General features: G+C 73.1%; 15 protein-coding genes and 1 pseudogene. 8 read left to right on the forward strand and 8 right to left on the reverse strand.

All coding sequences use genetic code 11. The annotated features are described in order from the left end of the window. On the forward strand, positions 1 to 905 hold a 905-nt coding region (locus tag AN218_RS24260), incomplete at its 5' end, for an ATP-binding cassette domain-containing protein (RefSeq protein ID WP_141747686.1). An 80-nt stretch (positions 906 to 985) separates the two neighbouring features. Here the strand turns inward: AN218_RS24260 and AN218_RS24265 are convergent. Further along, a complete protein-coding gene (locus AN218_RS24265; RefSeq protein WP_070019067.1) occupies positions 986 to 2626 on the reverse strand; it encodes an ABC transporter substrate-binding protein in 1641 nt (546 codons plus the stop codon). Between the two features lie 5 nt (positions 2627 to 2631). Beyond that, complete coding sequence (locus AN218_RS24270; protein WP_070019068.1) at positions 2632 to 4734, reverse strand: hypothetical protein; 2103 nt, start codon at positions 4732 to 4734, stop codon at positions 2632 to 2634. Positions 4735 to 4991: 257 nt separating this feature from the next. Between AN218_RS24270 and AN218_RS37025 the strand changes: the two are divergent. Then, positions 4992 to 5823: pseudogene (locus AN218_RS37025) on the forward strand (sugar nucleotide-binding protein). Between the two features lie 122 nt (positions 5824 to 5945). Here the strand turns inward: AN218_RS37025 and AN218_RS24280 are convergent. Next, positions 5946 to 8054, reverse strand: coding sequence for a beta-glucosidase family protein (locus AN218_RS24280; protein WP_070019069.1), 2109 nt, complete (start codon positions 8052 to 8054; stop codon positions 5946 to 5948). A gap of 398 nt (positions 8055 to 8452) precedes the next feature. On the opposite strand from AN218_RS24280, the gene AN218_RS24285 reads away from it, so the two are divergent. Then, positions 8453 to 9370: a cobalamin-binding protein gene (locus AN218_RS24285; protein WP_070019070.1), complete on the forward strand. Its 918-nt coding sequence runs from the start codon at positions 8453 to 8455 to the stop codon at positions 9368 to 9370. Positions 9371 to 9462: 92 nt separating this feature from the next. Here AN218_RS24285 and AN218_RS24290 read toward each other — a convergent pair whose 3' ends face one another. The 4 genes from AN218_RS24290 to AN218_RS24305 form a co-directional block, all read right to left on the reverse strand. Next, entirely contained in the window at positions 9463 to 10446 is a 984-nt protein-coding gene (locus AN218_RS24290) for a hypothetical protein (protein WP_070019071.1), read from the reverse strand. Between the two features lie 217 nt (positions 10447 to 10663). Further along, on the reverse strand, positions 10664 to 12313 hold the full coding sequence (locus AN218_RS24295; RefSeq protein WP_244900656.1) for an FAD-dependent oxidoreductase: 1650 nt from the start codon (positions 12311 to 12313) through the stop codon (positions 10664 to 10666). Positions 12314 to 12700: 387 nt separating this feature from the next. Then, positions 12701 to 15241 (reverse strand): beta-L-arabinofuranosidase domain-containing protein, encoded by a 2541-nt coding sequence (locus AN218_RS24300; RefSeq protein ID WP_070019072.1) that lies wholly within the window; start codon positions 15239 to 15241, stop codon positions 12701 to 12703. A gap of 178 nt (positions 15242 to 15419) precedes the next feature. Next, a complete protein-coding gene (locus AN218_RS24305; protein ID WP_420856008.1) occupies positions 15420 to 18119 on the reverse strand; it encodes a PA14 domain-containing protein in 2700 nt (899 codons plus the stop codon). Between the two features lie 255 nt (positions 18120 to 18374). On the opposite strand from AN218_RS24305, the gene AN218_RS24310 reads away from it, so the two are divergent. From AN218_RS24310 to AN218_RS24330, 5 genes are all read left to right on the forward strand, one after another. Beyond that, on the forward strand, positions 18375 to 19538 hold the full coding sequence (locus AN218_RS24310) for a LacI family DNA-binding transcriptional regulator (RefSeq protein WP_244900657.1): 1164 nt from the start codon (positions 18375 to 18377) through the stop codon (positions 19536 to 19538). A gap of 238 nt (positions 19539 to 19776) precedes the next feature. Continuing rightward, complete coding sequence (locus tag AN218_RS24315) at positions 19777 to 20847, forward strand: ABC transporter substrate-binding protein (RefSeq protein ID WP_070019073.1); 1071 nt, start codon at positions 19777 to 19779, stop codon at positions 20845 to 20847. Beyond that, positions 20847 to 22547 carry a sugar ABC transporter ATP-binding protein gene (locus tag AN218_RS24320; protein WP_079132530.1) on the forward strand — a complete coding sequence of 567 codons (1701 nt, stop codon included), beginning with the start codon at positions 20847 to 20849 and terminating at the stop codon, positions 22545 to 22547. The genes AN218_RS24315 and AN218_RS24320 overlap by 1 nt, the downstream gene beginning before the upstream one ends. Further along, entirely contained in the window at positions 22540 to 23505 is a 966-nt protein-coding gene (locus tag AN218_RS24325; RefSeq protein ID WP_070019074.1) for an ABC transporter permease, read from the forward strand. The genes AN218_RS24320 and AN218_RS24325 overlap by 8 nt, the downstream gene beginning before the upstream one ends. Next, positions 23502 to 24647: an ABC transporter permease gene (locus AN218_RS24330; RefSeq protein WP_079132531.1), complete on the forward strand. Its 1146-nt coding sequence runs from the start codon at positions 23502 to 23504 to the stop codon at positions 24645 to 24647. Before AN218_RS24325 ends, AN218_RS24330 begins: the two co-directional genes overlap by 4 nt. A gap of 148 nt (positions 24648 to 24795) precedes the next feature. Here AN218_RS24330 and AN218_RS24335 read toward each other — a convergent pair. Continuing rightward, positions 24796 to 26658: glycoside hydrolase family 5 protein (locus AN218_RS24335; protein WP_079132532.1), on the reverse strand; the 1863-nt coding region annotated here is incomplete at its 5' end.

The raw sequence follows: 26658 nt of genomic DNA on the forward strand, positions 1-26658 counted from the left end.
CGCGGCAGGTGCTGGCCGCCGGGGAGGGCCCGGCGCATCCGCTGACCCGGGGGCTGCTCACCGCGGAGCGCCGGGCGGGAGCTGCGGCGTACGGAACGGGCTCCCCCGAGGGGCCGGGGGCCGAGCGGGAGCACTCCGGCGAGGGTGTCGCCGCGACCGGTGTCGCCGTACGCGGCCGGGACGGCGGCCATCTGCTGCGCGGGCCCGTCACGTTGTCGTTCCCGCCCGGCAGTACGACGGCGCTGACCGGTCCGAGCGGCTCGGGCAAGACCACGTTCGGGCGGGTGCTCGCGGGGCTCACCCCGGCGACCACGGGCGAGGTGACGTACGGCGGAGCACGGCTGCCGAGCCGGATCCAGCGGCGAACGGCCGCCCAGCGCAGGGCGGTTCAGTATGTGCACCAGAGCAGTTCGGAGTCCTTCGAGGCCCGTGCGCCGCTGCTCGGCCAACTCGCCGCGGCGGGACGGCTGTTGCGCGGCATGACGCCCGAGGCCGCCGAGGAGGAGGCGCTGCGGGCCGCGCGGCTGCTCGGGCTGGAGGACGCCCAACTCGCCCGCACACCCGGCCGTCTCTCCGGCGGACAGCTTCAACGCTGCGCGCTGGTACGGGCGGTGCTGGCCCGTCCGGCGCTGCTGGTGTGCGACGAGGTGACCTCCGCGCTGGACGTCGTCTCGTGCGAGCGGCTGCTCGCCGCGCTGCCCGAACTGCTCGAACCGGCCCGTACGGCACTGCTGTTCGTCAGCCACGACCTGGACGCGGCGCACGCGGCGGCCGAGCGCGCGGTCGTCTTCGAGGCGGGCCGCTGCGTACGGCAGGGCACGGCCGCGGACGTGCTGCGCCGCGCCCCGGAGCCCCAAGCGGCGGTGGCGCGCCCCGAGATGGACCCGGCACGGGAGAGCGGCTGATCCCGCGGCGCCGCGGCACGTCACCCACCGCCGCCCCCCCGTCGCGCCGAACACCCGCCCCTCCGGCGGGAGTTCCCGTCTCAGTCGCTGCTGCGTACGACGCAGTCCTCCGGCTGCCGCTCGCCGGTCGGCCAGGCCAGCCCGACGAAGCCCAGCGTGCCCCGTGCGTCCTTCGCACCGGGCTTCAACTCGACGACGGCCAGCGGCTTGTCGTACGGGTTGCCCGCCTTGGTGAGGCAGATCCGGCCGCTCGTGCCGTCGACGCGGTTGCCCGCCTGCATCGTGGCCCAGCGGCGGCCGACCTGCTCGGTGCTGGGCGCCGCCCTGCCGGTGGGCTTGGCGCCGCGTATCCCCTCGACCGCCGTGTACACCCCGTCGTGCACGAGCATCGTCCGGGAGTCGCTCAGCCGGCTCGGCCCCATGCCCTCGCCCGACGACTGCACGGCCGCGATGTCCTCGCGCAGCCGGCCGAGTTCGGCCAGCGGGTCGCGCAGCGAGCGGGGTGCCTTCTCGGCGGACGGCTTCTCGCCCGTGCGCTTCTTCTCCTTCTCCTGCCAGCGCCGGACCTCGGTGCTCCAGGCGTCGGGGTGTGCCGGTGCGGCGTACTGCACGGTCATCCGGGGCTTGCCGGAGCCGTCGCGCAGCTCCGCCCAGTCCTCACGTGTCATCCGGTACTCCAGTGAGGCCGCGTCCGAGCCGGAGACGACGGTGAACTTCCGGTCGACGCACGCCTCTTGGGCGAGCCGCTTGAGGAACAGCCGCAGATGCGTGGAGCGGCCCGCGAAGTAGACGGTGTCCGCGCCGGAGTTGCAGATCGTGTTGACCGTCGGCCTGAACTGGTTGTCCACGTCGCCCGGTTCGGCGACGCCCTCGGAGGTGAAGGTCATGTCGTCCGGGCCGGGCGGGCCGTCCTCCGGCAGCCGCTGGAAGGCCCGCGCGAGGGAGCGTACGTAGGGGTCGCCGCGGGTGTCGCGGACGAGGACGGTCTGCCGGTCGGTGCGGCTGCCGTTGAAGTCGGCCAGGGCGTGGGCCTGTTGCTCGTTGGTGGGGATGATCCGGGCGAGGCCCTTGAAGTCGTAGGTGCCGTCGTCGCTCTCGCGGTTGGCGAGCGCGTCCGCCGACGCCCGCGCCACCAACACCGGCACCTGCTGGTCGGTGAGGCTGCGCACCGCGTCCCTGGTGGCGTCCAGGGAGAGGTTGAACCCGGTGACGGCACGCAGGTTGTGCCGCGGGGAGCGGGACATGCGCACCAGGTCCGGGACGACCTCGCCCTGCCGGGCGTAGTCCTTGCCGGGGTTGGCGAGCACCAGTCGCAGCAGCGGCTTCCCCGGCTCCCGGTTGGCGCGGTACTGCGCCAGGAAGGCGCCCTGCAACTCGCTGCGCAGTTGCCGCCGTTCAGCCCGCGAGTCCGGTTGCAGCGGCAGCATCACCGCCACGGTGACGTGCGGCCGCTTCTCCACGCGGCGGTTCTCCTCCGCGATCCGCCGGGCGACGGGCGCCGTCTCGGCCACCCCGAAGGAGTAGCCGGAGCCGTTGACGCCGACGCACTCGCCGCCGGACTCGGTGACGCCCTCGGCGCACGTACGGGCCTCCACGGTCAGCCACGAGACCAGGACGTAGGTGCCGCAGCCGACGACTGCGGCCAGCACGCAGGTCACGATCCGCCGCAGCAGCGTGGCCCACAGGTTCTCGTACAGGCGGTCGGCGACTGTGCGCAGCATGGCCCTCAGCTCCCCTCTCCGATGTCGGCCGCGCACGAACAGGGCCGCAGCGGCTGCCTGTTGCGGGCGCGGCGCCCCCACCCCTCGGCCCGGTCGGTGAGCACGGGCGCGGCGCCGGCGTACTCACGGGCCAGCTCGCCCAGCAGCTTCACCATCCGGTCGGCGGCGGCGATGTCCGGCGGCCGGGTGCGCTCCGCGCACAGCCACACGGCGTGCAGCAGCTCGTCGAGCTGGCGCTCCAGCCGCCCGCCCTCGATGCGCGCCACCGCCATCCGCTCGTGCCGCTCGTCACGGCCGCCGGGCCAGGGCGCGTGCGCGAGCGCGAGCAGTTGGTCGCACCACTCCTCGGCGCCGACACCGCCCGCCGGGAACGTGGCGGCGAGATGGCGTACGGCGCTCTCCGGGCCGCCCGCTACCAGGTCGTGGTGGAGGGCGTGGGCCGCGGTGGTGCCGAAGCCGCGGTCGGGCGAGTCCGTACGGTCGCGGTAATGGGCGTGCAGCAGGCCGTGGTTGCGGCGCCAGTCGGCGCCGTCCTCCGGCGGTCCGTGCAGCCTGCTCATCAGCAGTTGACGGAGGCCGAAGTCGCCGATGAAGTGCCACTCGCACACCGGCCAGCCGCTCTCCCGCAGATACCGCCGCACCTCGTCCGCGGTCAACCCGCCCGCGATCTCCGCCAGTTCGGGGCTGCGCAGCAGGGCGCGGGCGCAGTCGCCGGTGTGTGCGACGGAGAGCTGGGTGAGGACGTCGAGCCAGCGCCCGGTGTGCGCGACGGGCAGGTTCTCGGGGGGCTGCCGCAGCACCAGTTCGGTCAGCAGGACGTCCCGTACGGGGTGGGGCTCGCCCTCGAACACGGCGTCCTCGTCGAGGAGTTCACGGTCGTTGTCCAGCTCCGGCAGCTCCCCCGCGGCCTCGACGAGCCGCTGCACCATCCTCGGACGGCGGCGGGAGAGCCGGAGGACGGCGCCCTGGGCGCGGCGCCGGCGCGTGGCCTCGGGTGCGCCGCCGGTGTGGCGCTGAAGCTGCTGCTGGATGTGCTCGGTGGTCAGCAGCGGCATCCGCAGCAGCAGTACGCCCTGGCCCGCGCGGCCGCGTGCGGGCAGCCGCCGCCAGGCGGGCGGCTCCTCGTGGTCGGGGCGGTAGCGGGCGAGCTCCTCGGAGCGGGGCTCGTCGGCGAGGAAGAGCGGCTCCGCCATGCGTTCGCTGGCGACGAGCACGGTGCCGTCGTGGTGGCCGTCGGCGCGGTCGCCGAGCGCCGACTCCAACAGGGCGCGTCCGACAGGCCAGTTGGCGTGCTGGAGCAGCACGGCGGGGCGGCCGACGCGGGTGAGCGTGGCGCCGAGTCCGCTGTAGGCGGCGTCCAGGTCCTCGCGCAGGGCGCGGAAGAGGAAGCCCTCCGCGAAGCGCCGTTCCTCCCCGTCCTGCTGGAACTCGTGGGCGAGCAGGCGCAGTCCGGTGGCGGCGCTGCCGGCGGCTCCGGGGTAGTCGCCGTAGGCGGCGCGTACCGGTTCGGCGCCGGTGCGCTCCAGCTTCTCCAGGAACTCCGTCAGCGCGGCGCCCACCAACGGCGCGGCCGCCGGTGCGACGACACCGGCCAGCGCGGAGAGATACCCCGTCAGTACATTGCGGGTGAAGCGGCCCAGGCCCCGGCCCCCTGCCCGGCCGGAGGCCAACAGCACGCGGTAGCGGGCCAGTTCCTGTTCCAGCTCGCGCCGCCGCAGTCGCTGGCCCGCCGCGACGGCGGCCATCCCGGCGAAGAACCGCGGCGTGGGCAGCGCGCCGCCGGGCCCCTCGAACTCGCTCATCCGCAGCGCGACGCCGTACATCGCCTCCGTCGCCGCCGAACGGCACGACGCCTGCCGGTCGGCCTCCTGGGCGTACTGGTCGTCCGCGCAGTCGACGTACGCGACGGGCACCTTCCGCCCGAACCGGTCCCGCAGCAGCTCCAGCAGCCGCTGCTTGCCCGTGCCGGGGCCGCCGGTGAGCAGCACCACGGGGAGGTCGGGCCCGTAGAGCGGCTTCTCGTCGCGGCCCCTGGCGTTGCGGCCCAGCAGTCTGGGGAAGAAGCCTCCGTCCTCGACGAGGCCCTCGAAGCCCAGTTCCCGGCTCATCCGGCCAACCCCCGTTGCCGTACGCGACCCGCCGCGCGGCGGGTGATCGTTGTTGCACGGAGCGTACTGGAGCGCGGTCGCGGAGGACATCAACTTTCATTCACGGGTGGGCACTTGGTGCGCGACGGCCGCGAGCGGCCGGGCGGCGGGCGAGCGGCGGCCTGTCGGCCGTCCGCCGTCGTGGTGCGCTCCGGCAGGCGGCCCGGCGACAATGACGCGGTGATGCCGAAGCCGGGACGAGGGAACGGACGGGCGCGGTGAAGGTACTGGTCGTCGGGGGCAGCGGCTTCCTGGGGGCCGAACTCGTACGCCAGGCGGCAGCGGCGGGCTGGGTGACGGCCGCGACGTACTGCTCCTCCCGGCCCGCCGCCGGTCCCGGAGTGTCCTGGCACCGGCTCGACCTCCGGGAGCCGGAGCGCATCGAGGAGGTCGTGGCCGCGGCCGCTCCCCGTGCCGTCGTCGACGTCACGAGCGGAGACGCCGACTGGGCGGTGACGGCCGACGGTTCAGCCCGCGTCGCGGCGGCGGCCGCCCGGCACGGCTGCCGGCTCGTGCATGTCTCCAGCGACGCGGTCTTCTCCGGCTCCCGGGTGCACTACGACGAGACCTGCCTGCCCGACCCGGTCACTCCGTACGGTGCCGCAAAGGCCGCCGCGGAGACCGCCGTTCGGATTCTGGCGCCGGACGCCGCGGTGGTGCGTGCGTACCTCGCTGATCGTCGGGCACGGCCGGTCGGCCCATGAGCGCCTGGTCCACGGTCTCGCCTCCGGCGCCCGGGACGGCGTCCTGTTCACCGACGACGTCCGGTGCCCGGTGCATGTCGCCGATCTGGCGTGCGCGCTGCGGGAGTTGGCGGCGGCCGGGCAGGGCAGGATGTTCCATCTGGCCGGAGCGGACGCCGTCAGCCGTCACGAGCTCGGCTGTCTCATCGCCCGCCGGGACGGACTCGACGCGGCCCGTCTGCCGGCCGGGCTCCGCGCCGGCGCCCGCCTGCCAGGCGCTCTCGACGTCCGGCTCGACGGAGACGCCTCCCGGAAGCGCCTCCGTACGCGGCTGCGCGGCGCCCGGGAGTTTCTCCGGGTCCGGTGAGACGGTGCCCGTACGCCGGGACTGGGGCGCCCGTACGCCCGGACGTGAGCCCCGACTGCCGTACGCCACAGGGCAGTTGACGCACGGCGGTCGGGGCTCGGGGCTCCCCCGGCGCGGGTCCGTCAGTCCGTGACCCGGTAGGTCGCCGTCAGCGGCAGGGTCCGGGAGGAGGGGCCGACGGCGATGCCGTAGTCGCCGGGGCTGACCCGGAAGCGGTCGGTGCGGGTGTCCCAGTACGAGAGCTGCTGCGGGTCGACCGAGAGCGTCACGCGCTTGCTCTCGCCCGGCTTCAGGCCGACCTTGCGGTAGCCGCCCAGCTCCCTCGGCGGGCTGTCCGCCTCCGAGTCCGGCTTGCCGACGTACACCTGGGCCGCCTCGGAGCCCGCGCGCTTCCCGGTGTTGGTGACGGTGAAAGACAGACGCACCGCGTCGCCGGTGCCGCCGGAGTCCTTCTCCAGGCGGAGACCTGAGTAGTCGAAGCCGCTGTAGGACAGGCCGTGCCCGAACGGGAAGAGGGGCTTGGTGTCCGTCGCGTCGTACCAGCGGTAGCCGACGTCGACGCCCTCCGAGTAGCGCACCGTGCCGCCCACGCCCGGGTACTGCTCCTTCGTGTGGGCGGGCACGTCCTCCTCGCGGGCGGGGAAGGTCTGCGGCAGCTTGCCCGAGGGGTTCACGTCTCCCCACAGCAGGCGTGCGGTGGCGGCGCCGCCGCGTGCGCCGGGATACCAGGTCTCCAGGACGCTCTTGACCCGCGGCAGCCACGGCATCAGCACCGGGCCTCCGGTCTGAAGCACCACGGACGTACGGGAGTTGGCCTCCGCGACCTTCTCGATCAGTTCGTCCTGGTTGCCGGGCAGGGACAAGTCGGCGCGGTCGCTGCCCTCTTCCTCCTTGTCGTGGGCGAAGACCAGTGCCACGTCAGCCGACTCGGCCGCCTCGGCGGCGCCGCGTACGTCGCCGCCGTCGTGGTAGGTGACGTGGGCGCCGGAGCCCGCGCGCCGCTTGACGGCCTCCAGCGCGGAGTCCTCCGAGAGCGGGTCGACCTTGCTGCTGCCGCCGCCCTGTGCGGAGTCGGCGGCGGCCGAGCCGATGACGGCGATCCGGGTGGTGGAGTCCTTCAGGGGCAGGGTCTCGTCGTCGTTCTTGAGCAGGACGGCGCTCTGTTCGGCGACGTGCTGTGCCGCGTCGTTCCCGGCCCGCTCGTCGATCGGGGACGTCGCCGTGCCGTCCCGCTCGAAGAGGCCGAAGCGGAAGAGGACGGTGAGGATCTCCCGTACGCGCTGGTCGACGTCGGCCTGGCTCGGGGCGCCGGCGCTCTGCGCGGCGCGGACCGTGAGCCGGTTGACGTGGAAGGCGAGGGGCAGTTCGACGTTGAGCCCGGCGGCGAGGTCCGAAGTGCGGTGTGTGGAGGGGTAGTCGGAGACCACGTAGCCGTCGAAGCCGAAGCGGGAGCGCAGCATGGTGCGCAGGGTGTGCTCGTTGGAGCAGGCGTAGACGGTGTTGACGCGGTTGTACGAGCACATCACCGAGCCCGGCCGACTCGCGCGCACGGCGAGGTCGAAGGGTTTGCCGTAGATCTCGTGCAGCGTGCGCTCGTCGACGTCCGCGGAGACCGTCATGCGGTCCGTCTCCTGGTTGTTGGCCATGTAGTGCTTGACGGTGGCGATGACGCCCTGCGACTGGATGCCCTGGGTGTCGGCGCCCGCCATGGTGCCGGCGAGATAGGGATCCTCGCTGTAGTACTCGAAGTTGCGGCCGTTGACGGGGACGCGCTGGACGTTGGTGCCCGGTCCGAAGACCTGCGACTGGCCGCGTGCGCGTGCCTCGCTGCCGACGGTGCGCCCGTAGCGCCGCGCCACCTCGGTGTCGAAGCTGGCGGCCTGTGCGACGGGGGCGGGCAGTGCGGTGGCCTTCTGCCCGTTGCGTACGCCCGCGGGCCCGTCGGTCATCGTCACCCCGGGGACGCCGAGGCGCGGTATCGGCGCGATGTAGCCGGTGGTCGGCACGGGCGAGCCGAGGGTGCCGTGCAGCATGCCGACCTTCTCGCCGAACGTCATGGCATTCAGCAGGAGTTCGGCGCGCTCTTCGGGGCTGCGGGATCTGTCGGTCCACGGACGGTCCTGCTCCGCGTCCGCCGAGGCGGCCGACGCGGTGGCCTGTCCGAGGGAAAGGGGGCCGGGGCCCGGAACGGTCAGTGCGGCGCAGAACACCAAGGTCGTCGCGACCCTCATCAAGGGCCGGGGAGCTCCCATCACCTCAGCACGTCCTCTCTGCCTGCTCAGCGGCTTCACAGACGACTGACTGATATGCACATGTCGGACCCTGTAGTAATCCCCAAGTACGGTGCGGGAAATGCGACTTGGGAACCCGGGCGGCCGTTGCGCCCCGGGGCTCGCGGACCCGTCCGTGGGACGTGCGCAGCGTCCGCCACCGGCGGGTTCGGCGGACGCGCCCGGCCGCTCCTCCCGCGCACCGTCCACGACCTCTCCGCAGCTCCTTCGCGGTTCCCCCGCCGGTCCTGCGCGACTCGTCCGCGGATCCTCCGCACGGCAGGCGGCCGCACCAAGACCGGAGTCCCAACTTCCGGGTTGCCGGGGGGAGTTGGGGCGGCGGGCAGTACGGTTCCGGAATGCGCATCGTCTCCCTGCTCCCCGCCGCCACGGACATCGTGGCCGAACTCGGCCTGGCCGGCGCCCTCGTGGGCCGTACGCACGAGTGCGACTGGCCGCCCGGCGCCGTGGCGGACGTCCCCGTCGTCACCTCCGCCGGACTCGACGCGGACCGCATGAGCAGCAGGGAGATCTCCCAGGCCGTCGGCGGGGCCCGGCACGGCGGCTCGTCGCTGTACGCACTCGACGCGGCGAAGCTGGCCGAACTCGCCCCGGACGTCGTGCTGACGCAGGAACTGTGCGAGGTGTGCGCGGTCTCCTACAGCAGCGTCGTCGGCGCGGTCCGCAGCCGGGAGGGCGGACCCACCGTGCTGAGCCTGGAGCCGCGCACGCTGACGGACGTGCTCGACTGCGTCGAGCGCGTGGCCGGGGAACTCGGCGTACCGCTGGAGGGCTCACGCCGTACGGCCGCCCTGCGCGAACGCCTGGAGCACGTACGCAAGTCGGTCTCGGGACTGCCCCGTCCCACGGTGGCGGCCATCGAGTGGCTGGATCCGCTGTGGCCCGCGGGCCACTGGGTCCCGGAGCAGATACGGGCGGCAGGCGGCCAGGCGCTGCTGGCCGAGCCGGGCGAGCACACCGAACCGGTCGACTGGGAGACGGTACGGGCCGCGCAGCCCGAGGTGCTGGTGCTGATGCCGTGCGGTCTGACGCCCGAACGCACCGAGGACGAGGTCGAGTTGCTCACGAAGCTGCCGGGCTGGGCGGAGCTGCCCGCGGTACGCACGGGCCGGGTGTGGGTGGTGGACGGACCCGCGTACTTCAACCGGCCCGGGCCGCGCGTCGTGCGGGGCGCGGAGATCCTCGCGCACGTCCTGCACGGGGTCACCACGGGGGCCGCGATCACCGCGGAGGAGGCACGGCCCGCGGGCGTGTAAGGCACCGGCGTGTGAGGCGGCGTACGGAGAGGGCAGCGAAAGGCGGAGAGCGAACGGCCGTCAGGCCGTGCGGGCGTCAGGCCGTGCGGGCGTCAGCCGTTGTCGCCGCCGAGCAGGCCGCCGAGGATGCCGCCCAGCAGACCGCCGGAGTCGCCGCCGTCCGAACCACCGCTGTCCGAACCGCCGTCGCCCGAGCCTCCGTTGTCCGAGCCGCCGTCGCCCTGGGTGTCGCCGCCGGACGTGCCGCCCTGGTCGCCGCCCGACGTACCGCCGCCGTCGGAACCGCCGCCGGACTCCTCACCGGCGGGCGGTGAGGAGTCCTCGCCGGACGGCGACGGGCTGCCGGATCCCTTGCCGCCGCCCGAGGGTCCGTGCCCTCGGCCGTTCCCCGGCACGGTCCCGTCGGGGCTCTTGTGCGAACCCGGGCCCGCCGCCGGGGAGTCGGAGCCGGACGGCGAGTCGCCGGAAGAGGGCGAGCGTGAGCCGTCCATGGGCTGGGGCGGCGCGTGGTCCCAGCCGCTCGTGGCCGGGACGGGCGGCTTGTCGTGGTGCTGCCCTGCCTCGTCCCAGTCGTTCGAGCCGACGGTGAACGCGACGACCCCGAGCGTCACCGCCGTGACGGCGCCGCCGACGAGGACGCCCTTCCGGGAGCCGCGCACACGCGAGCGCACGGCGGCCTTCTCCTCCGAGTCGGCCTCGTCGGCGCTGCGTTCGCCCGTACCGGCATCGGCGCCCGTCCCCGTAGCGGTGCCGGCGGCGACCGTGGGCTGCGGATCCGGATCCGGCTCCGCAGCCGCGTCCGTGCCGGCGTCACCGCTCGTGTCGGTGTCCTCGTCCGTGTCGGTGTCCTCGCCGGCGGCTGCGTCGCCGGGATCCGCGTCCGGGCCCTTGCCCGGGTCGGGGACCGGCCGGTCCCTGTGGTTCTTCGTCCGCCGGGAGACGGCCTTGAGCGCGCTCGGCTTGAGCGCGTCGAAGACCGCGTCGACCTCTTCCGCTGCGGCGAGCACACATGAGCACGCCGCGGTGCCGTCCGAACCGGCCGGCGCCCCGCACTGGGAGCACTCCTGCGCTGCCATGGGACTCCTTCTCGGGGAACGGCGGACACGCTGCTGTCAGACGAACGGTAGCCAGATACTCGTACGTATGTCCGGTGATTGACGGTTCCCGAATCGAAAGTCCCGGTGAACTGTTGCCGCGCAGGTCACACATGCCGTGGGACCGCTTCAAGCGGAGGCGGCACCTCCATCCCGGAGGCGCCCTCGGCGCCGTCGCGACCGCTCCCCCGGCTCGTCCTCAATACCCCTTCACCTCGGGCCACTTCAGCTCGAAGCCCTGGCGCAGCAGTGCGTCCTGGAAGTCCTCCAGCAGCGCGGGCGCACCGTGCACCTGGTGCGGCCGCAGACCGTGCAACAGACAGTGCGCCGCCAGCGCTCCCGCCGCCTCGCCGACGTTCCACTCCACGGGGTGGAGCCGGTAGCAGCCGGTGGTGATGTGGGTCGTGCCGATGTTCTTCGCGGCGGGCAGCAGATTCCGCATCCGTACGGGCAGCAGCGCGCCGAGCGGGATACGGAACGGCAGGCTGCCCACGTCGATATAGCCGTCGCCGCCGGTGGAGGGGTGCAGATCGATGCGGTAGCTGCCGATGCCCACGGAGTCGGTGTACGGGGTCGCGCCGTGCTCTCCGCGTACCGCGAGCGACACGTCGTTCTCGGTGACGGTGGTGACGGCCCGGATGCGCCGGGCCTCGCGGATGTAGGGCGCCATGGCCAGACCGTCGCGGGTCCCGGTGATGTCGGGGCGCAGCCGCAGCCCCGGGAAGCCGGTGCCGCCGTCGCCGCGGGGCGCCTCCGTCCGCATCCAGTGCAGCAGGCTCAGGGAGAGCTGCCGTGCCGCCTCGGTGTGGCGGGCCGCCTCCTCCGCGCCGACGTCGACGACGTTGCCCAGCCAGTAGTCGTTCATCGGCCAGTTGACGAGGGTGACGTCGGAGTCGAAGGCGCCCGGCAGATGCCGAGAGCGGCTGAGGATGCGGCGGAAGAGCCACAGCGGCTTGTCGCCGCGCTCCGTGTCGCGGCCGGCGGGAAGGGGACCGTCCGGTTCGTCGGGGTTGGGGTCGAAGGTGCGCCGCAGGGGACGCAGGGTGTCCGGCTCGGGCGCCGTCCAGTCCAGGAGCGGGCCGGGCCAGAAGTCCGGCCGGTAGTCGCGCCAGAAGGCGTAGTCGGCGGGCGGGTCGGTCACATGGTCCTCGCCGTCCCGGTGTTCGAGCGCGAAGCAGACCGTGACGCCCTGCATGTTGGCGGGGTCGGCGACGGCGGGCGCCGACGGTTCGCCGTACGTCTCGCGGCTCTCGGCGCCCGTGACGTACTCGGCGCCCGTGAGCGGCAGCAGATCGCCGCCCTCGGTGGCGTCGAGGACGTAGTCGGCGGCGACGGTGACGCTCTCGCCGCTCGCACTCTCGCGCAGTTCGACGGCCCGTACGGTGTCGCCGTCGGTGTGCGCCGCCACCGGTGCGTGGCCGAGCAGTACGGTCAGCCGGCCGGAGGCCCGGTGCGGGGCGAGCATGGCCTCGATGACGGCCAGGGCGACCCTCGGTTCGTGGCACAGCCGGCTCACGCGTCCGGCGCCGGGGTTGAGGTGGCGGTCGGCGCGCGCGGCGGCGGTCAGGGGGTAGTGGCGCCGGTAGTAGTCGCGCACGCCCTCCCGCCACCGCCGGTAAGACGCGGTGCAGCCGAACTGCTCGATCCACGGGTGCTCGTCGGGCGGCACCGCCTGGCTCGTCGCCTGCCCGCCGAGCCAGGCGGTCGGTTCGCTGAGCACGGCGGTGCGGCCGGTGCGGCACACGGCGAGGGCGGCGGCCACTCCGCCGAGTCCGCCGCCGACGACGAGGACGTCGGCGCGCGCCTCGGTGGTGCCCACTGTCACGGCCTCGGTCACGGCCTCGGTCACGGTCGCTGCCTTTCCGGTCGGGCCTCTGGGACGAGGTCGGGCGGCGCCTCGTACGGCCGTGCGTACGGCGGGAGTTCGGTGCGGCGGGCCGGGCGCGGCGGTCGGGCGGACCGTCTCCGGCGTGGGACGGCGCAGCCCGTCGGCTCCTGCTCAGCGGGCGGTGACGAGCCTCGCCGCCGGAAACGGAACGCGTCAACCCCCGGTCGCGGACGGGCCGTACGGTGCGCCACGCAGGCGTACGGCCCGGAAACCGGACGCTCCCGGAGACGCACTGCGGAGCGCTCGCCCCGGCTCCCCCGGGCGCCGCCGAGTCCACCTTCCCGCAGTGCATCGGTACTTGAGCGTGCCCCGCTCCGACCCGCGCTTCCGCCCGTCGACCGTCCGGCCTCACCGCAGGCGCCAGAGCTGGTCCTCTGTCCCGGTGTCGGTGTGCTGGACGACGGGTGCGCTGTCCGCGGTGGACATGCCCTCGACGGCGAGCACCCTGCCCGTACGGACGTTGGCGATCCGGAACCAGTCCTCCGCGTCGCCCAGGATCCGCCAGAGCACGGCGTGTTCGTCCGCGGAGGCGTCGGCCGCGAACTGCACGACGGGAGCACCGTCGCCGTCGGAGCCGTCGCGGACGCCGAGGATCCGGCCGCTGTGGCCGTTGCGCAGCACGAACGTCCCGTGCGGATCCGGCTCGCCGCGTGTACCGGCGGTGCCGTCGCGCGGGAGGAGCTGCCAGGCGTGGTCGCCGGTGCCGGTGTCCGCGAACTGCACGGCCCTGCCGCCCACGTCGATCGACATCCCGTCGACCGCCAGGACCTTTCCGCTGTGCCGGTTGTGCACGCGGCGGTACGGCTCCTCCGGGCGCCACTCGCGGCCGTCCGGGGCCACCCGGGGAAACGCGGTGATCCGCAGCCGTGCCGCGCCCATCGGGACGAGCGTGACGCGTTCCTCGGGGCCGTCGCCGCGTACGGGGCCGGGCCGCAGCGGCGTCACGACGTGCTCGTCGTCGGCACGCCAGGCGTCGATGCGCCATGCGGGCGCGGTGATCCGCAGCGGGACGCTTTCCGGCGTGAAGGGGTTGGCGGGCACCTCGCCGGGTCCGCGCGTGCGCCGCACCCGCAGCCCGTCGGCCGAACTGCCTCCGCTGCCGGGCCCGTTGACGCCGTCCGTACGGCCGGTCCCCTCCGGTTCCAGCGCCAGCCCGTAGTTCCAGGGCGTCGTGGCGTGCACCGTGTGTGCGGGGAAGACCTCCGGGTCTCCCTCGCCCTCGAAGGGCTCCCAGCGTTCGCCGATGCGCAGCGCGTACGACAGCGGCCCCCGGTCGACGCCGACCGCTCCGCTCGCCTCCCACGTCCGTACGGTCGTGCGCTGCGGCAGCCGCAGTTCGACGGTGTCGCCGTCCGACCAGGTGCGCTCCACGGTGGTGAACGCGGGCCCGGGCGGCGCCTGTCGAGCCCGTCCGGCGACATGCAACTCGGGCTCCTCGCACCAGGCCGGTATGCGCAGCCGCAGCGGGAAGGCGACCGGAGCGGGGACGGACACACGCAGCGTCACGGTCTCCCCGAACGGATAGTCCGTCTCCTCGTGGACGGTGACGGCGGTGCCGTCGGCGACCGTCGCGGTGACCGTGCTGGGCGCGTACATCGCCGCGGCCAGGCCACGGTCGGGCGTCGCCAGCCACAGCTCCTCGGTGAGATACGGCCAGCCCATGCCGTAGTTGTGCGGACAGCAGCGGTAGTCGTCGACGCCCGCGTGGTAAGCGAGCATGGCGAAGCCGTTCTGGAACTGGCCCTGTGTCTTGGTCACATCGTCCAGGTCGACGCTGTTGGCGCAGGTGATGTAGTGAACCGCCCTGCCCTGCGGATCGAGCGCGGCGGGCAGCGAGTTGAACGCCAGCTCCTCGCACCGGTCGGCCCACAGCGGGTCGCCGGTGATCCGGGTGAGCAGCTCGTGGCTGGCCATGAACTCCACGATTCCGCACGTCTCGAAGCCCTGCCGGGGATCGCCGAAGCCCTCACGGCGGTTCTCGTCCCCGGCGAATCCGCCGCCGGGGAACTGTCCGTACGAGGCCGTCAGCCGCTCGTAGTTCCGGTACGCGGCCCGGGTGCCGGACGGGTCGCCGGAGCGCAGCGCGTACTGGGCGGGTTCGCGGAAGCCCTGCGCGAGGTTGACGTTGTGCTCCGTCGGCGGCTGTTCGCCGCTCCAGTCGGCGCCGTGGCGGTGCATCAGATCGCACAGCGTCAGCAGATGCTTCGCGCGGGTGCGCCCGTAGAGCCACATGGCCACGTCCAGGCCGTCGCCCCAGCGGAAGGAGACCCAGCTCGTGCCGAAGGCGGTGGGGCCCTGCGCCGCCATGAAGCGTGTGAAGCGGCCGAGGAACGGCACGATCCGTGCGTCGTGCGTGTACTCCTCCCAGGTGCGCAGCGCCATCATCAGCGGCAGATACGGCCAGAAGTCGGGCCCGCCGTCGAGCTGGGTGCGCAGCCGGGCCGGTCCGAAGAAGCCGTCGTCCTGCTGGGTGGCGAGGATCGCGTCGATCCAGCGGCGGCTCTCGGCGAGGGCCGTGCGGTCCCCGGTGGCGATCGCCAGCGGTACGTAGCCGCGCAGCCAGTACGTCACCTCCTCCCAGCCCTCGTTCTCGGGGTGTGTCCAGCCGCTGGAGGCGAAGTCGAGGAAGTGGGAGACGCGTGCGTACTGGCCGCACAGACCGTCCAGTTGGAGCGCGAGCTGACCGGCGAGCCAGCCGTGTGCGCGGACGGAACCGGGCGGCAGCCGCTGGAAGGCGGTGGGCGCGAGCGGTGCGGGGAGCGGGCGGTGGAGTCCGCCGCGTGCGGGTCTCGCGTGGGCGGACGCGGGCGTGGTCAGGCCGGCGAAGCGGGAGCCGGCGCCGGCCAGCGCGCCGCCGGCGAGGAGGACATCGCGCCGGGAGAGGGGCATGCGGTGCTCCTTCGGGGACGTCGTGGAGCAGGGCGGGAGCCGCCATGTGGCGGGAACGGCAAGGGAATTGGGCGGTGAGGACGGCGGGAGGGCGGGGTCCGGCGGCCGTACGGGACGGCCCGGGGTGCCGTCGGGCACCCGGAGCCGTCCCGCCGATACCGTCGCAACTACCGTCGGGTCAGCGCCGTTTCTCGCAGCTCAGGCTGGAGTCGGCGACGCCCTTCAGCAGGGCCTCGTGCGCCGCGGCGAGGCGGCCCGCGTCGGCCTTGGCGACCTTGCGGTCATAGGTCAGCAGACCGTTCAACTCCCCTTCCAGGTCGGTGATCTGGGTGTAGACGGCGCCGCTGCTGCCCTCGCAGGCGGCGAACTGCTCGATGTCCTTCAGCTTGGCGAGGTACTCGTCGGTGAACTTCTCCTTCTCCACGCCGACATAGGTGTGCCGTACGGGCCACGCATGGCCGGGCACGGCCAGTCCGAGGCCGCCGTACTCGCCGCTGACGACGGCCCGTTCGCCGTCCGGCTCGGGCAACTGCGCCCCCGGGTAGCCGTGCGCGTCGGAGATGTCGCCGTTGCCGCCGTCGACCGCGCCGCAGCAGTTGTGGCCGCTCATGTTGTTCACCAGACGCGTGGGGTCGAGCCCCTTGGCGTAGTCGGCGATACGGGCCTGGTCGTACTGGCCCCAGCCCTCGTTGAACGTGACCCACATGATCACCGACGGATGGCTGTCGTGTTGCGTGATCATCTGCTGCATCTCGTGCTCGAACTGCTCACGCGCGGGCCCGTCCGGTGTGCGGTCCGAGCGCATCGAAGGCATGTCCTGCCACACCAGCAGGCCCAGCCGGTCGGCGTGGTAGAACCAGCGGTCCGGTTCGACCTTGATGTGCTTGCGCACCGAGTTGAAGCCCAGCTTCTTGTGCGCCTCCAGGTCGTAGGCGAGGGCCTCGTCGGTGGGCGCGGTGTAGAGGCCGTCCGGCCAGAAGCCCTGGTCGAGGGTGGCCATGGAGAAGACGGGCTTGCCGTTGAGCACCATGTGCGGGCGGCCGTCGACGGTCTTCACCGCGATCTCCCGCATGCCGAAGTAGCTCTCGACGGTGTCGGCCGAATCCCCCTCCCCCACCGTGACCTTGAGGGTGTAGAGGTGCGGGTCGTCGGGCGACCACAGCTTCGGATCGGGCACGGGTACGTCGAAGGGGGTCGCGCCGCTGCCGGTGGCCCGGCCGACCTCCCGCGGCTCGCCCTTCGTGCCGCCGGCGCCGTGCTTGCCGTGCTTCCCGTCCTTGCCGTCCTTGCCGGGTGCCTTGTCGTACGCGACGGCCGTGACCGGTACGCCGTCCGGCACCCCGCGCGCGGTGACGGAGACCTGCTCGCCCGAGACGTCCGGCGTCGTCTTGACGTCGGTGGTGTGCTCGGCGGCGACGGGCTCCATCCAGACCGTCTGCCAGATGCCGGAGGACGGGGTGTACCAGATGCCCTCCGGGTCCAGGCGCTGCTTGCCCACGGGCGGGTTCGCGCCGACGGGCGCATCGGTCGGGTCGTGGACGCCGACGACGAGTTCCTGCTTGCCGCCCGGCTTCAGGGCGTCGGTGACGTCCACGGTGAAGCGGTCGTAGCCGCCCTTGTGCCCGCCGACCTTCTCGCCGTTGACGTAGACCGCGGCCTGCCAGTCGACGGCGTCGAAGTTGAGGTGGAGGCGCTTGCCGGAGCCCACGTCCCAGCCCTCGGGAACCGTGAACGACCGCTTGTACCACATGCGTTCCTCGTGCCGCTGGACCCCGGAGAGCTTCGACTCGACGGGATAGGGCACGAGGATCTTCTCGTCCAGCGGGCGGTCGTCGCCGACGGGCGGCTGCTCGCCCTCCTCGGCTCCGGCGAACTGCCAGGTGCCGTTGAGGTTGCGCCACTGGTCGCGCTTGAGCTGCGGACGCGGGTATTCGGGCAGCGCGTTGTCCGGGCCGACCTCGTCGCCCCACTCCGTGCTGAGCTGGTACGTGGAGTCGTTGCCGCCCGAGGTCCAGAAGCCGCCGACCTGTTCGCCGCCGGCACCGGCGAGTCCGCCCTCGCCGTCGTACCGCACATCGGCGATGCCGCCCTGTCCGACGACGGGTTCCGGCAGCGAGACCGTCAGCCGGTGGTCGTCGCCGGGCTTCAACCGGGCCTCGCCCAGGGGCCATTCGGCGCCGCCGATGACCGCGTCCAGATGCTCGCGGAAGGCGGCGGGCGGCTCGGCGAGGCGCTGCGCGAAGGCCATCTCCAGGGTGCGGCCGGTGGGTCCGACGCGTACCTCGGCGGGTCCGTCGTAGTCGAAGTCGTCGGGCGGAGTGAACGCGGACTGCGGCACGGCCTCCTTCTCGCCGCCGGGCGGCGTCCAGCGCACATGCAGGTTCGAGCCGCCGTCCTCCTCGAAGTACTCGACCTTCACGGAGTGCCGTGTGCCCTCGGTCAGTCGGACCGGCTCGGAGCTCTGCTCCTTGTCCCAGTCGGCCACCCAGTGGTCGATGACGAGGTCGCCGTCGATCCACATGCGGAAGCCGTTGTCGCCGGTGATGTGGAAGGTGTGGGCGCCGCTGCTGCGGGGCGTGATCGTCCCCGTCCAGCGCACGCTGGCGTGGTCGGCCTGTCCGGAGCGCTCCTTCAGGCGCGGCTCCAGGTCGTCGAAGTCGAGCGAGGGGTCGAAGGCGGTGGCCTCCAGGGTGCCGAAGTCATGGGCGCCGGGGGCCGATTGGGTCCAGTACTCGCCCTTGAGCCCGTGCACCTGCGGCGGCGCCGGGTCGGGCTGCGCGGCGCTCGCGGGCTGCGCGGGACCCAGCGAGGCCGCGAGGAGGACGAGGAAGGCGAAGGCGGCGGCAGCGGCCGCCGGCCAGGTGTGTGCGCGTCTCACGGGACCTCCGGATGAGGTGTGCAGGAGATGGTTGCGGCACTGCCCTTGGTGCTGTCCGTCTTGTATAACGTTGGAAACACGGGGCGTTGGCATGACAGCACGCCCGCTCCTCCCTGTCCAGATCTCGTGACGGCGGCGGAGGCGGAGCAGCGGGAACACGGCGGGCCCGAGGCGGGGCGACGATGAGGACGGGCGCGGCGCGGACGCCGAACACGCCGCGGACGCCGAACACGGCGCGGACGAGACGCAGTCGAGATGCAGACCGAGGACGAGGAGCGCAGGGTGAGGGTGAGTCTCAAGGACGTCGCGGAACTTGCCGGGGTGTCGGTCAAGACCGTCTCCAACGTGGTGAACAAGTACCAGCACGTCACCCCGGCCACCCGGGAGAAGGTCCAGCGCGCCATCGACGACCTCGACTACCGGCCCAACCTCACCGCCCGCCATCTGCGCAAGGGCCGTACGGGGATCATCGCGCTGGCGCTGCCCGAGCTGGGCAACCCGTACTTCGCCGAACTCGCCGGAGCCGTGATCGACGCCGCCGGCGAGCACGACTACACCGTCCTGCTGGACCACACCCAGGGCAGCCGCGAGCGCGAACTCCTCGTCACCCAGGGCTTCCGGGCCCGCGTCATCGACGGGCTGATCCTCAACCCGCTGGAGCTGGAGGCGGAGGACCTGGCGGCGCGCACCGACACCGCGCCGCTGGTGCTGATCGGCGAGCGCCGCTACGACCTGCCCTACGACCACATCGCCATCGACAACATCGCGGCGGCCCGTACGGCGGTGAGTCATCTGCTGGACCGGGGGCGCCGCCGCATCGCCTTCCTCGGGGCGCGCGGCGACCGCGCGAGCCAGCCCGCCCATCTGCGACTGCTGGGCTGGCGCACGGAGTTGGCGGCGCGCGGCGTGCCCGCCGACGAGACGCTCGTGGCGCCGGTGGAGGGCTGGGACCGCGCGGACGGCGCCGCCGCGATGGCGGCGCTGCTGGACGCGGGCCACCGCCCCGACGCGGTGTTCGCGTACAACGACCTGATCGCGATCGGCGCGATGCGGGTGATGTCGGAGCGGGGGCTGCGGGTGCCGGAGGACGTCGCGGTGGTCGGCTTCGACGATCTGACGGAGGGACGGTACGGAGCGGTGACGCTGACGACCGTGGCACCGGACAAGCAGGCGATAGCGCGGCTGGCCGTGGAGTCGATCGTGGGACGTCTGGAGGAGCCCAAGACGCCGGGCGGCGCGGACGGTTCGGATCCCGGCGGCCGTGCCCGTCACGGCGACGCGGGCCCGGCGGGCGACGGCGCCGGGAACGGCGAAGGGGGCGCCGAGAACGGCGAGGGCGCGGTGGTGCCCCGTCAACTCCAGCCCGGATTCACGCTGGTGGAGCGGGAGAGCACGCTCGGCCGGAGCCCGGCGCACTGACGCAGCCGGCCCGGCCCGGCACACCGACGGGCCACCGCACGCCCGGCCGTTCTCCGCGCTCTCCGCACCGCCCGCCGCATGTACGGGCCGCCCCCGCCGCCGTACCGTACGGCCCGCGTCGCACCCCAACGACCGCCTAGTACGGACCAGTTCACGCGCGCACTGTTTACAGCGTCCTTCCAACGATATAAAAACTGAGCGTCACGCCGTCTGCACAAGAGACACCGTGGGGGTTCCCATGCAGCAGGTCGCAAGACGCCTCACCGCCGCCGCTCTCCTCGCCGCGCTCGCCCTGGCCACGGGCTGCGCCAAGTCCGAGGACGACGCCGACTCCTCGAAGGCGGGGTCGGGCGACGGCGGCGGGCAGGTCGCCGCCGAGCCCACGAAGGGCGCCGAGACCTGCACCGCGGGCCGGTACGGCGCGAAGAAGCTGGACTTGAAGAAGGCCACCGTCGGCTTCTCCCAGTCCGAGAAGGAGGCCAACCCCTTCCGGATCGCCGAGACCGCCTCGATCAAGGCGGAGGCGAAGAAGCGCGGGGTGAAGCTGCTGACGGCCAACGCGCAGTCGCAGTTCTCCAAGCAGATCAGCGATGTGCAGGACCTCATCTCCAAGGGCGCGGATCTGCTCGTCATCGCGCCGCTCAACTCCGACGGCTGGGAGCCGGTGCTCAAGCAGGCCGCCGCGAAGAAGATCCCGATCGTCACCGTCGACCGGCAGATCAACGCCACGGCGTGCAAGGACTATGTGAGCTTCATCGGCTCGGACTTCGTGGAGCAGGGCCGCCGCGCCGCCGACCGGATGATCAAGGCCACGGGCGGCAAGGGCGAGGTCGCCGTGCTGCTCGGCGCGCCCGGCAACAACGTCACCACCGAGCGCACCAAGGGCTTCCGTGACCGCGTCAAGCAGAAGGCGCCGGGGCTGAAGATCGTCTTCCAGCAGACCGGCGAGTTCGCCCGTGAGAAGGGCCAGCAGGTCACCGAGCAGCTCATCCAGTCCAAGCCCGACATCGACGGGATCTACGCCGAGAACGACGAGATGGGCCTGGGCGCCGTCAACGCCCTGAAGAGCGCGGGCAAGAAGGCCGGCGTGGTGAAGATCGTGACGGTGGACGGCACCCGCAAGGCGGTGCAGGGCGTCGTCGACGACTGGATCCACGGCGTCATCGAGTCCAACCCGCGGTTCGGCCCGCTCGCCTTCTCCACGCTCGACGACTTCACCCAGGGCAAGAAGGTCGGCCAGTCCATCGTCATCAAGGACGGCGCCTACACCCCGGCGAACGCCGAGCGGGACCTGAGCAAGGCGTTCTGATGGCGGCGTACGCGCTCTCCACGCGCGGGCTGACCAAGCGCTTCCCCGGTGTACTCGCCCTGGACGGCGTCGACTTCGGCGTACGTCCGGGCGAGGTGCACGCGCTCATCGGTGAGAACGGCGCGGGCAAGTCCACGCTGATCAAGGTGCTGACGGGCGTGTACGCGCCGGACGAGGGCGAGGTGCTGCACGGCGGCGAGCCGGTGTCGTTCGGCACGCCGCTCGCCGCCCAGCGGGCGGGGATCTCCACGATCTACCAGGAGGTCAATCTCGTCCCGCTGATGAGCGTCGCCCGCAATCTCTTCCTCGGCAGGGAGCCGCGCGGACGGCTGGGTCTGATCGACTTCGCCCGGATGCACCGGGAGAGCGAGCGGACGCTGCGCGAGTACGGCGTGCACACGGACGTACGCCGCCCGCTGGGCGAACTCGGCGTCGGCGCCCAGCAGATGGTCGCCCTCGCACGGGCCGTCTCCGTCGACGCGCGCGTCGTGGTGATGGACGAGCCGACGTCGTCGCTGGAGCCGCGCGAGGTCGAGACGCTCTTCGGCGTCATCCGGCGGCTGCGCGCGGACGGTGTCGCCGTGGTCTACGTCAGCCACCGGCTGGACGAGCTGTACGAGGTGTGCGACGCGGTCACGGTGCTGCGGGACGGACGCGTCGTCCACACCGGCCCGCTGAAGGGCCTGGAGCGGCTGAAGCTGGTGTCGCTGATGCTCGGGCGGGAGATCGGCGAGGTACGGGCCGAGGGCACCACCAAGTTCGGCGGCGACCATGAGGCGGCCTCCGCCGAGCCGGTGCTGAAGGCCGAGGGGCTCCGCGTCCCGCACCAGTTGCACGGGGTGTCCTTCGCGGTGCGCCCCGGCGAAGTCCTCGGTCTGGGCGGGCTGTTGGGCTCGGGCCGTACCGAGACCGCCAAGGCCGTCGCCGGTGCGCTGACGCCGAGCGCGGGACGGGTCACGGTGGCCGGGTCCCCGGTACGTACGGGCTCCCCGGGCGCGGCCGTACGGGCGGGGATCTCGCTGCTGCCGGAGGACCGCAAGAGCGAGGGCGTCGTGCCGGGTCTGTCGGTGCGGGAGAACATCGCGCTGGCGGTGCTGCCCCGGCTCTCCCGTGCCGGGCTGGTCTCGGAGGCGCGGATCGACGCGCTGGTGCGTACGTTCATGGACCGGCTGCGCATCAAGGCGTCCTCGCCGCACCAGAAGGCGGGCGAACTGTCCGGCGGCAACCAGCAGAAGGTGCTGCTCGCCCGCTGGCTGGCGACCGAGCCGCGGGTGCTGCTGCTGGACGAGCCCACGCGCGGCATCGACGTCGGCGCCAAGGCCGAAGTGCAGCGGCTCGTGGACGAGTTGGCGGCGGACGGCCTGGGCGTGCTGCTGATCTCCTCCGATCTGGAGGAGCTGATCGAGGGCTCAGACCGGGTGGTGGTGCTGCGGGACGGCGCCGTCGTCGGGGAGCTGACCGGGGACGACGTCACCGAGGACCGGCTGATGGAGGCCATCGCCGCGGCGGCCGAGGAGGAACCCGTCACGGAGGTCCCGGCCGCGTCGGTGCCGGCCACGTCGGAGGACGAGGGTGCCCCGGACGTCACGCCGGAGGGCGGCGGTTCGCCCGCCGGTCAACTCACCCCGCACGACGGGGAGTCGGCGGCACCTGACCCGCTCTCCGCGCCGCAGGAGCGGAAGGAGACGCCCCATGGCTGAGGCCACCGCCCTCACCCGTACCGCGCCCGACCGCTCCGCCGTCTACGCCTGGCTCCAGGCGTACGGCGTCTACGCGGGCGTCGCGGTGCTGCTGCTGTTCAACGTCGCCTTCACCGACCACTTCCTCTCCGCGGAGAACTTCCGTACGCAGGCCGTGCAGGTCGCCCCGATCCTCATCGTGGCGCTGGGCATGGCACTGGCCATCGGCTCGGAGGGCATCGACCTGTCGGTGGGCTCCGTGATGGCGCTCTCCACTTCCCTGGTGGCGCTCTACCTGGGCTGGGGCCCGTGGACGGCGCTGGCGGCGGCCGTGCTCGGCGGCGTCGCCGTCGGTCTGGTCAACGGCTCGCTGATCGCGTTCGTCGGGGTGCAGCCCATCGTGGCCACGCTGGCGCTGATGGTCGGCGGCCGGGGTCTGGCGCTGGTGCTGGTGCCGCAGTTGGAGGACGTACGGGATCCGGGGATGCGGAACCTGGGCTCGGGAGATCTGCTGGGCGTGCCGTATCCGGTGCTCGTCACGGTGGCCCTGGTGGTGCTGGTGGCCTTCACGGTGCGCCGTACGACCTTCGGCAGACAGCTTCTGGCGATCGGCGACAGCCGTCCCGCCGCCCGGCTGGCCGGACTCCCCGTGCGGCGCGTGCTGTTGTGCGTCTACGCCGCGTCCGGGGTGCTGGCGGCGGTCGCCGGGTTCCTGGCGACGGCGCGGCTTCAGGCCAGCGACCCCACGTCCCTGGGCACGCTGATGGAGCTGTCGGCGATCACGGCGGTCGTGGTGGGCGGCACCCCGCTCAGCGGCGGACGGGTGCGCATCGGCGGCACCGTCGCCGGCGCGGTGCTCATCCAGTTGCTGACGGCCACGCTCATCAAGCACGATCTGCCGCCCTCCTGGACGCAGATCGCGCAGGCCGTCGTCATCGTGCTCGCGGTCTACGCGGCACGCGAGAGGGGGAAGCGATGAGTGACACGAACACGCGTCACCACGGCACCCGTCCCGCGGACGCGAACGCGGGCGGCTCCGCGGACGGTTCGGCGGACACGCATGGACGGGACGCCGAGCAGGCCCCTCCCACGGGCCACGGCCACGTGCCGGGGCAGGCCGCCTCGTCCGGCCCCGTACGGTCCCGTCCGCGCGCCGAGCGCGTCAGCGCGTTCGCCCAACGGCACGGCGCGCTGGTCGCGTTGGTGCTCACCGCGGCGGTCTCGGCGCTGTCCTTCGACTCCTTCGCCGACCCGGGCAATCTGCAGAACATCGCCGTCTCCGCGGCGTTCCTCGCGATCGTCGCGCTCGGCATGACGTTCGTGATCGTCTCCGGCGGCATCGATCTGTCGGTCGGCTCCGTCTTCGCGCTGGGCGGCGTGCTCGCCGCATGGGGCTCGCGGCACGGACCGCTCGTCGCGCTGCTGCTGGCCCTCACGGTGTGCGGCGGGATCGGTCTGGTCAACGGCCTGCTGATCGCCCGCGCGCGGCTGGCGCCGTTCATCGTCACGCTGGCGGCGATGCTCGGCGCGCGGGGACTGATGCTCAACATCACCGACGAGGGCGCCGACACCTTCCTCGTCGCGAAGGACTCCCTCTTCGCCGACCTCGGACGCGAGAAGCTGCTCGGCGTGGGCGTCCCGGTGTGGATCACGCTGGCGCTGTTCCTGCTCGGCGGAGTGCTGCTGCGCCGTACCCGGTTCGGGCAGCACGTCTACGCGGTCGGCGGCAACGAGGACGCGGCCTCCCTCATGGGCGCCTCGGTGGCCCGTACGAAGGTGTCGGTGTACGTGCTCTCCGGGCTGCTGGCGGGGCTGGCGGGAGCGCTGAACGCGGCGTGGCTGGCGTCCGGCGTGACCATCCTCGGGCAGGGCATGGAGCTGGAGGCGATCTCCGCGGTCGTCATCGGCGGCACGCTGCTGACGGGCGGCATGGGCTTCGTCAGCGGGTCGCTGGTGGGCGTGCTGCTGCTGAAGGTCATCCAGAACGTCATCAACCAGATCGGCTCGCTCGACTCCGCCTACCAGCAGGTCGTGAGCGGCGCGTTCCTCGTCGTCGTGGTCGTCGTGCAGACCTGGCTGGGCCGCAGACGCAAGGCACGGCTGACCTCGCCCGCCGCGTGAGGGCGGGCGCGGCCGCGGTGCGCCGCGTCGGCGGACCGGGCGGCGTGGTGACGGGTCCGCGGTGACGCGCCCGCGGCGACGGGTCCGCAGCGACGGGTCGGCGGCGACGCGGTGACGCGTCAACGTCCAGTCCGCGTACGGCGGTTGCTCAGCGCAGCTTCCGGCACAGCAGCGCCTCCGGCCCTCCGGAGGACCCGGCGCGGGTGGTGAAGGCGACGCCGGCGGCGTACTCGTCGTCCGCGCACTGGCCCTTGTGGTGTCCGTGCGCGAAGTCGCCGCCCTTGGCCTCAGCGGGACGGTCGTCGCCGTCGCCGAACCGCACGGCGCGCCCGCCGCCCGGCAGCTCCCGCTCCGCCTCGGCGCACAGCGCGCTGGAGACGGTGCCGCCGCGCACGGCGTATCCGGTCACGAACTGCCCGGCGGCGCACTGGAGTTTGGTGTATCCGGGCGCCCAGTCCTCGTCCCCCACGTGCCGCTCGTCGCCTACCGCCTCGGTGGCGCCGTCCGCCGCCGCGAGTCCGCCGCGCTCCCCGGTGTCCGTGCACAGACCGCGGGCGCCGGAGTGGGCGAGCCCGGCCAGCCGCTGGTCGTCTGGGCAGGCGGCCTTGCGCGCGCCCTCGTCCCAGTCGGGCCGTTCGCGCATCCGCAGGGACTGGACGAAGTCGCCGTGGTCGGGGCTGAGCATCGACCAGCGGTCGGCGGGCGGCACCTGTCCTGTACGTCCCTGTGCCCCGGTCAGCCGGCGCCAGGCGTCGGCCCGCCAGTCGCCGCCGTCCAGGACGGAGGTGCGCCGCCCTGCGGAGTCCCAGTGCAGCAGCGCCCAGCCGTTCTCCTCGCGCTGCTCCTGCCAGCCGACCAGCGGCCAGTAGGCGAAGTCGGCGTCGGTCTCGGCGAGGAAGTCGGTGAAGTTCTCGAACCAGGCGCGCTGCTTGGAGCCGGCCTCCTCCCTGCTGCCGGCGCCGAACTCGCTGATCCACACGGGCGCGGTGAAGTGCCGGTCCTGTTCGGAGGCGACATAGAGGGCCTGCCGCCGCAGCACGTCGTACAGCTCCTCACGCCCGAAGTCGCGGTAGCGGGGGTCGGAGGTCTCGCCCGGCCCGCTGGCGCCGCTGTGCTGCGGGCCCGTGTAGTCGTAGAAGTGGGCGGAGTAGACGAGCTTCCCGGAGCGTACGAGGGTGTGCGAGAGGTGGCGTACGGGCTCCAGGGTGGGCCTGCCGTGCGGCAGCCCGTCGACGGGGACGCCGGTCCAGTTGATGCCCTCGACGATCACGAGCAGCTCCGGGTTCGCCTCCTGGAGGATGCGGTCGCCCAGGTGCTGGGAGGCGGCGAACCAGTCGTGTCCGTCGCCCAGGCCCCAGTTGGGGTCGTCCAGCACGGAGCGGCGTACCTCGTTGTAGAGGTCGGCGCCCGCGACCCGGGGGTTGTCGCGGTAGCGGCGGGCCATGAACAGCCAGTCGTCCTCCCACTCGCCGGTGGACCGGGAGGCGTTCCAGCGCTCGTTGCCGTCGACGCCGCAGCACCAACGCGTGGTGTTGGTGTGGTTGTTGAGGATCACCGCGAAGCCGGCGTCCGTGAGCGCCTCGACGGCCGCGTCGTAGACCTGGAGCGGCGTCTTGCCCTTGAGCTGCGGGTTGGCCGCCACGGAGGCGTCGGCGACGGGCCGCTCGTCGTGGATCATCTCGTTGGAGAACGGCAGCCGCACGGTGTTCAGACCGAGGTCGCGGAACCCCTCGACGATCTCCCCGACCGGCGCCCGGTCCAGGCCCAGCGGCATGCGGTCAGACTTCTCCCCCGCGTGGTTGTCCGACGGCTCGTCGGGGCTGCCCGACCCCGTCCACGTGCCGCTCGCGCCGTGCCAGTTGCCCGCCTTCAGCTTGAAGCGGTCGCCGTCGGCGTCGACGACGTAGCGGCCCCGGGTGCTCAGGGGCGGCGTCCACTTCTCGACGGCCGGTACGGGGGCGGAGGCGGCGGCAGGCCCTGCGCCGGCGGTCCGGTCCGCGGCGCCGCCGCC

The organism is Streptomyces nanshensis, assembly GCF_001751255.1.
Classification (GTDB): Bacteria; Actinomycetota; Actinomycetes; order Streptomycetales; family Streptomycetaceae; genus Streptomyces; species Streptomyces nanshensis_A.

Coding starts and splice junctions, on each gene's coding strand:
- AN218_RS24265 (WP_070019067.1), bottom strand. CDS start 2,626: ATGCTGCGCACAGTCGCCGACCGCCTGTACGAGAACCTGTGGGCCACG.
- AN218_RS24270 (WP_070019068.1), bottom strand. CDS start 4,734: ATGAGCCGGGAACTGGGCTTCGAGGGCCTCGTCGAGGACGGAGGCTTC.
- AN218_RS24280 (WP_070019069.1), bottom strand. CDS start 8,054: ATGAGGGTCGCGACGACCTTGGTGTTCTGCGCCGCACTGACCGTTCCG.
- AN218_RS24285 (WP_070019070.1), top strand. CDS start 8,453: ATGCGCATCGTCTCCCTGCTCCCCGCCGCCACGGACATCGTGGCCGAA.
- AN218_RS24290 (WP_070019071.1), bottom strand. CDS start 10,446: ATGGCAGCGCAGGAGTGCTCCCAGTGCGGGGCGCCGGCCGGTTCGGAC.
- AN218_RS24300 (WP_070019072.1), bottom strand. CDS start 15,241: ATGCCCCTCTCCCGGCGCGATGTCCTCCTCGCCGGCGGCGCGCTGGCC.
- AN218_RS24310 (WP_244900657.1), top strand. CDS start 18,375: ATGCAGACCGAGGACGAGGAGCGCAGGGTGAGGGTGAGTCTCAAGGAC.
- AN218_RS24315 (WP_070019073.1), top strand. CDS start 19,777: ATGCAGCAGGTCGCAAGACGCCTCACCGCCGCCGCTCTCCTCGCCGCG.
- AN218_RS24320 (WP_079132530.1), top strand. CDS start 20,847: ATGGCGGCGTACGCGCTCTCCACGCGCGGGCTGACCAAGCGCTTCCCC.
- AN218_RS24325 (WP_070019074.1), top strand. CDS start 22,540: ATGGCTGAGGCCACCGCCCTCACCCGTACCGCGCCCGACCGCTCCGCC.
- AN218_RS24330 (WP_079132531.1), top strand. CDS start 23,502: ATGAGTGACACGAACACGCGTCACCACGGCACCCGTCCCGCGGACGCG.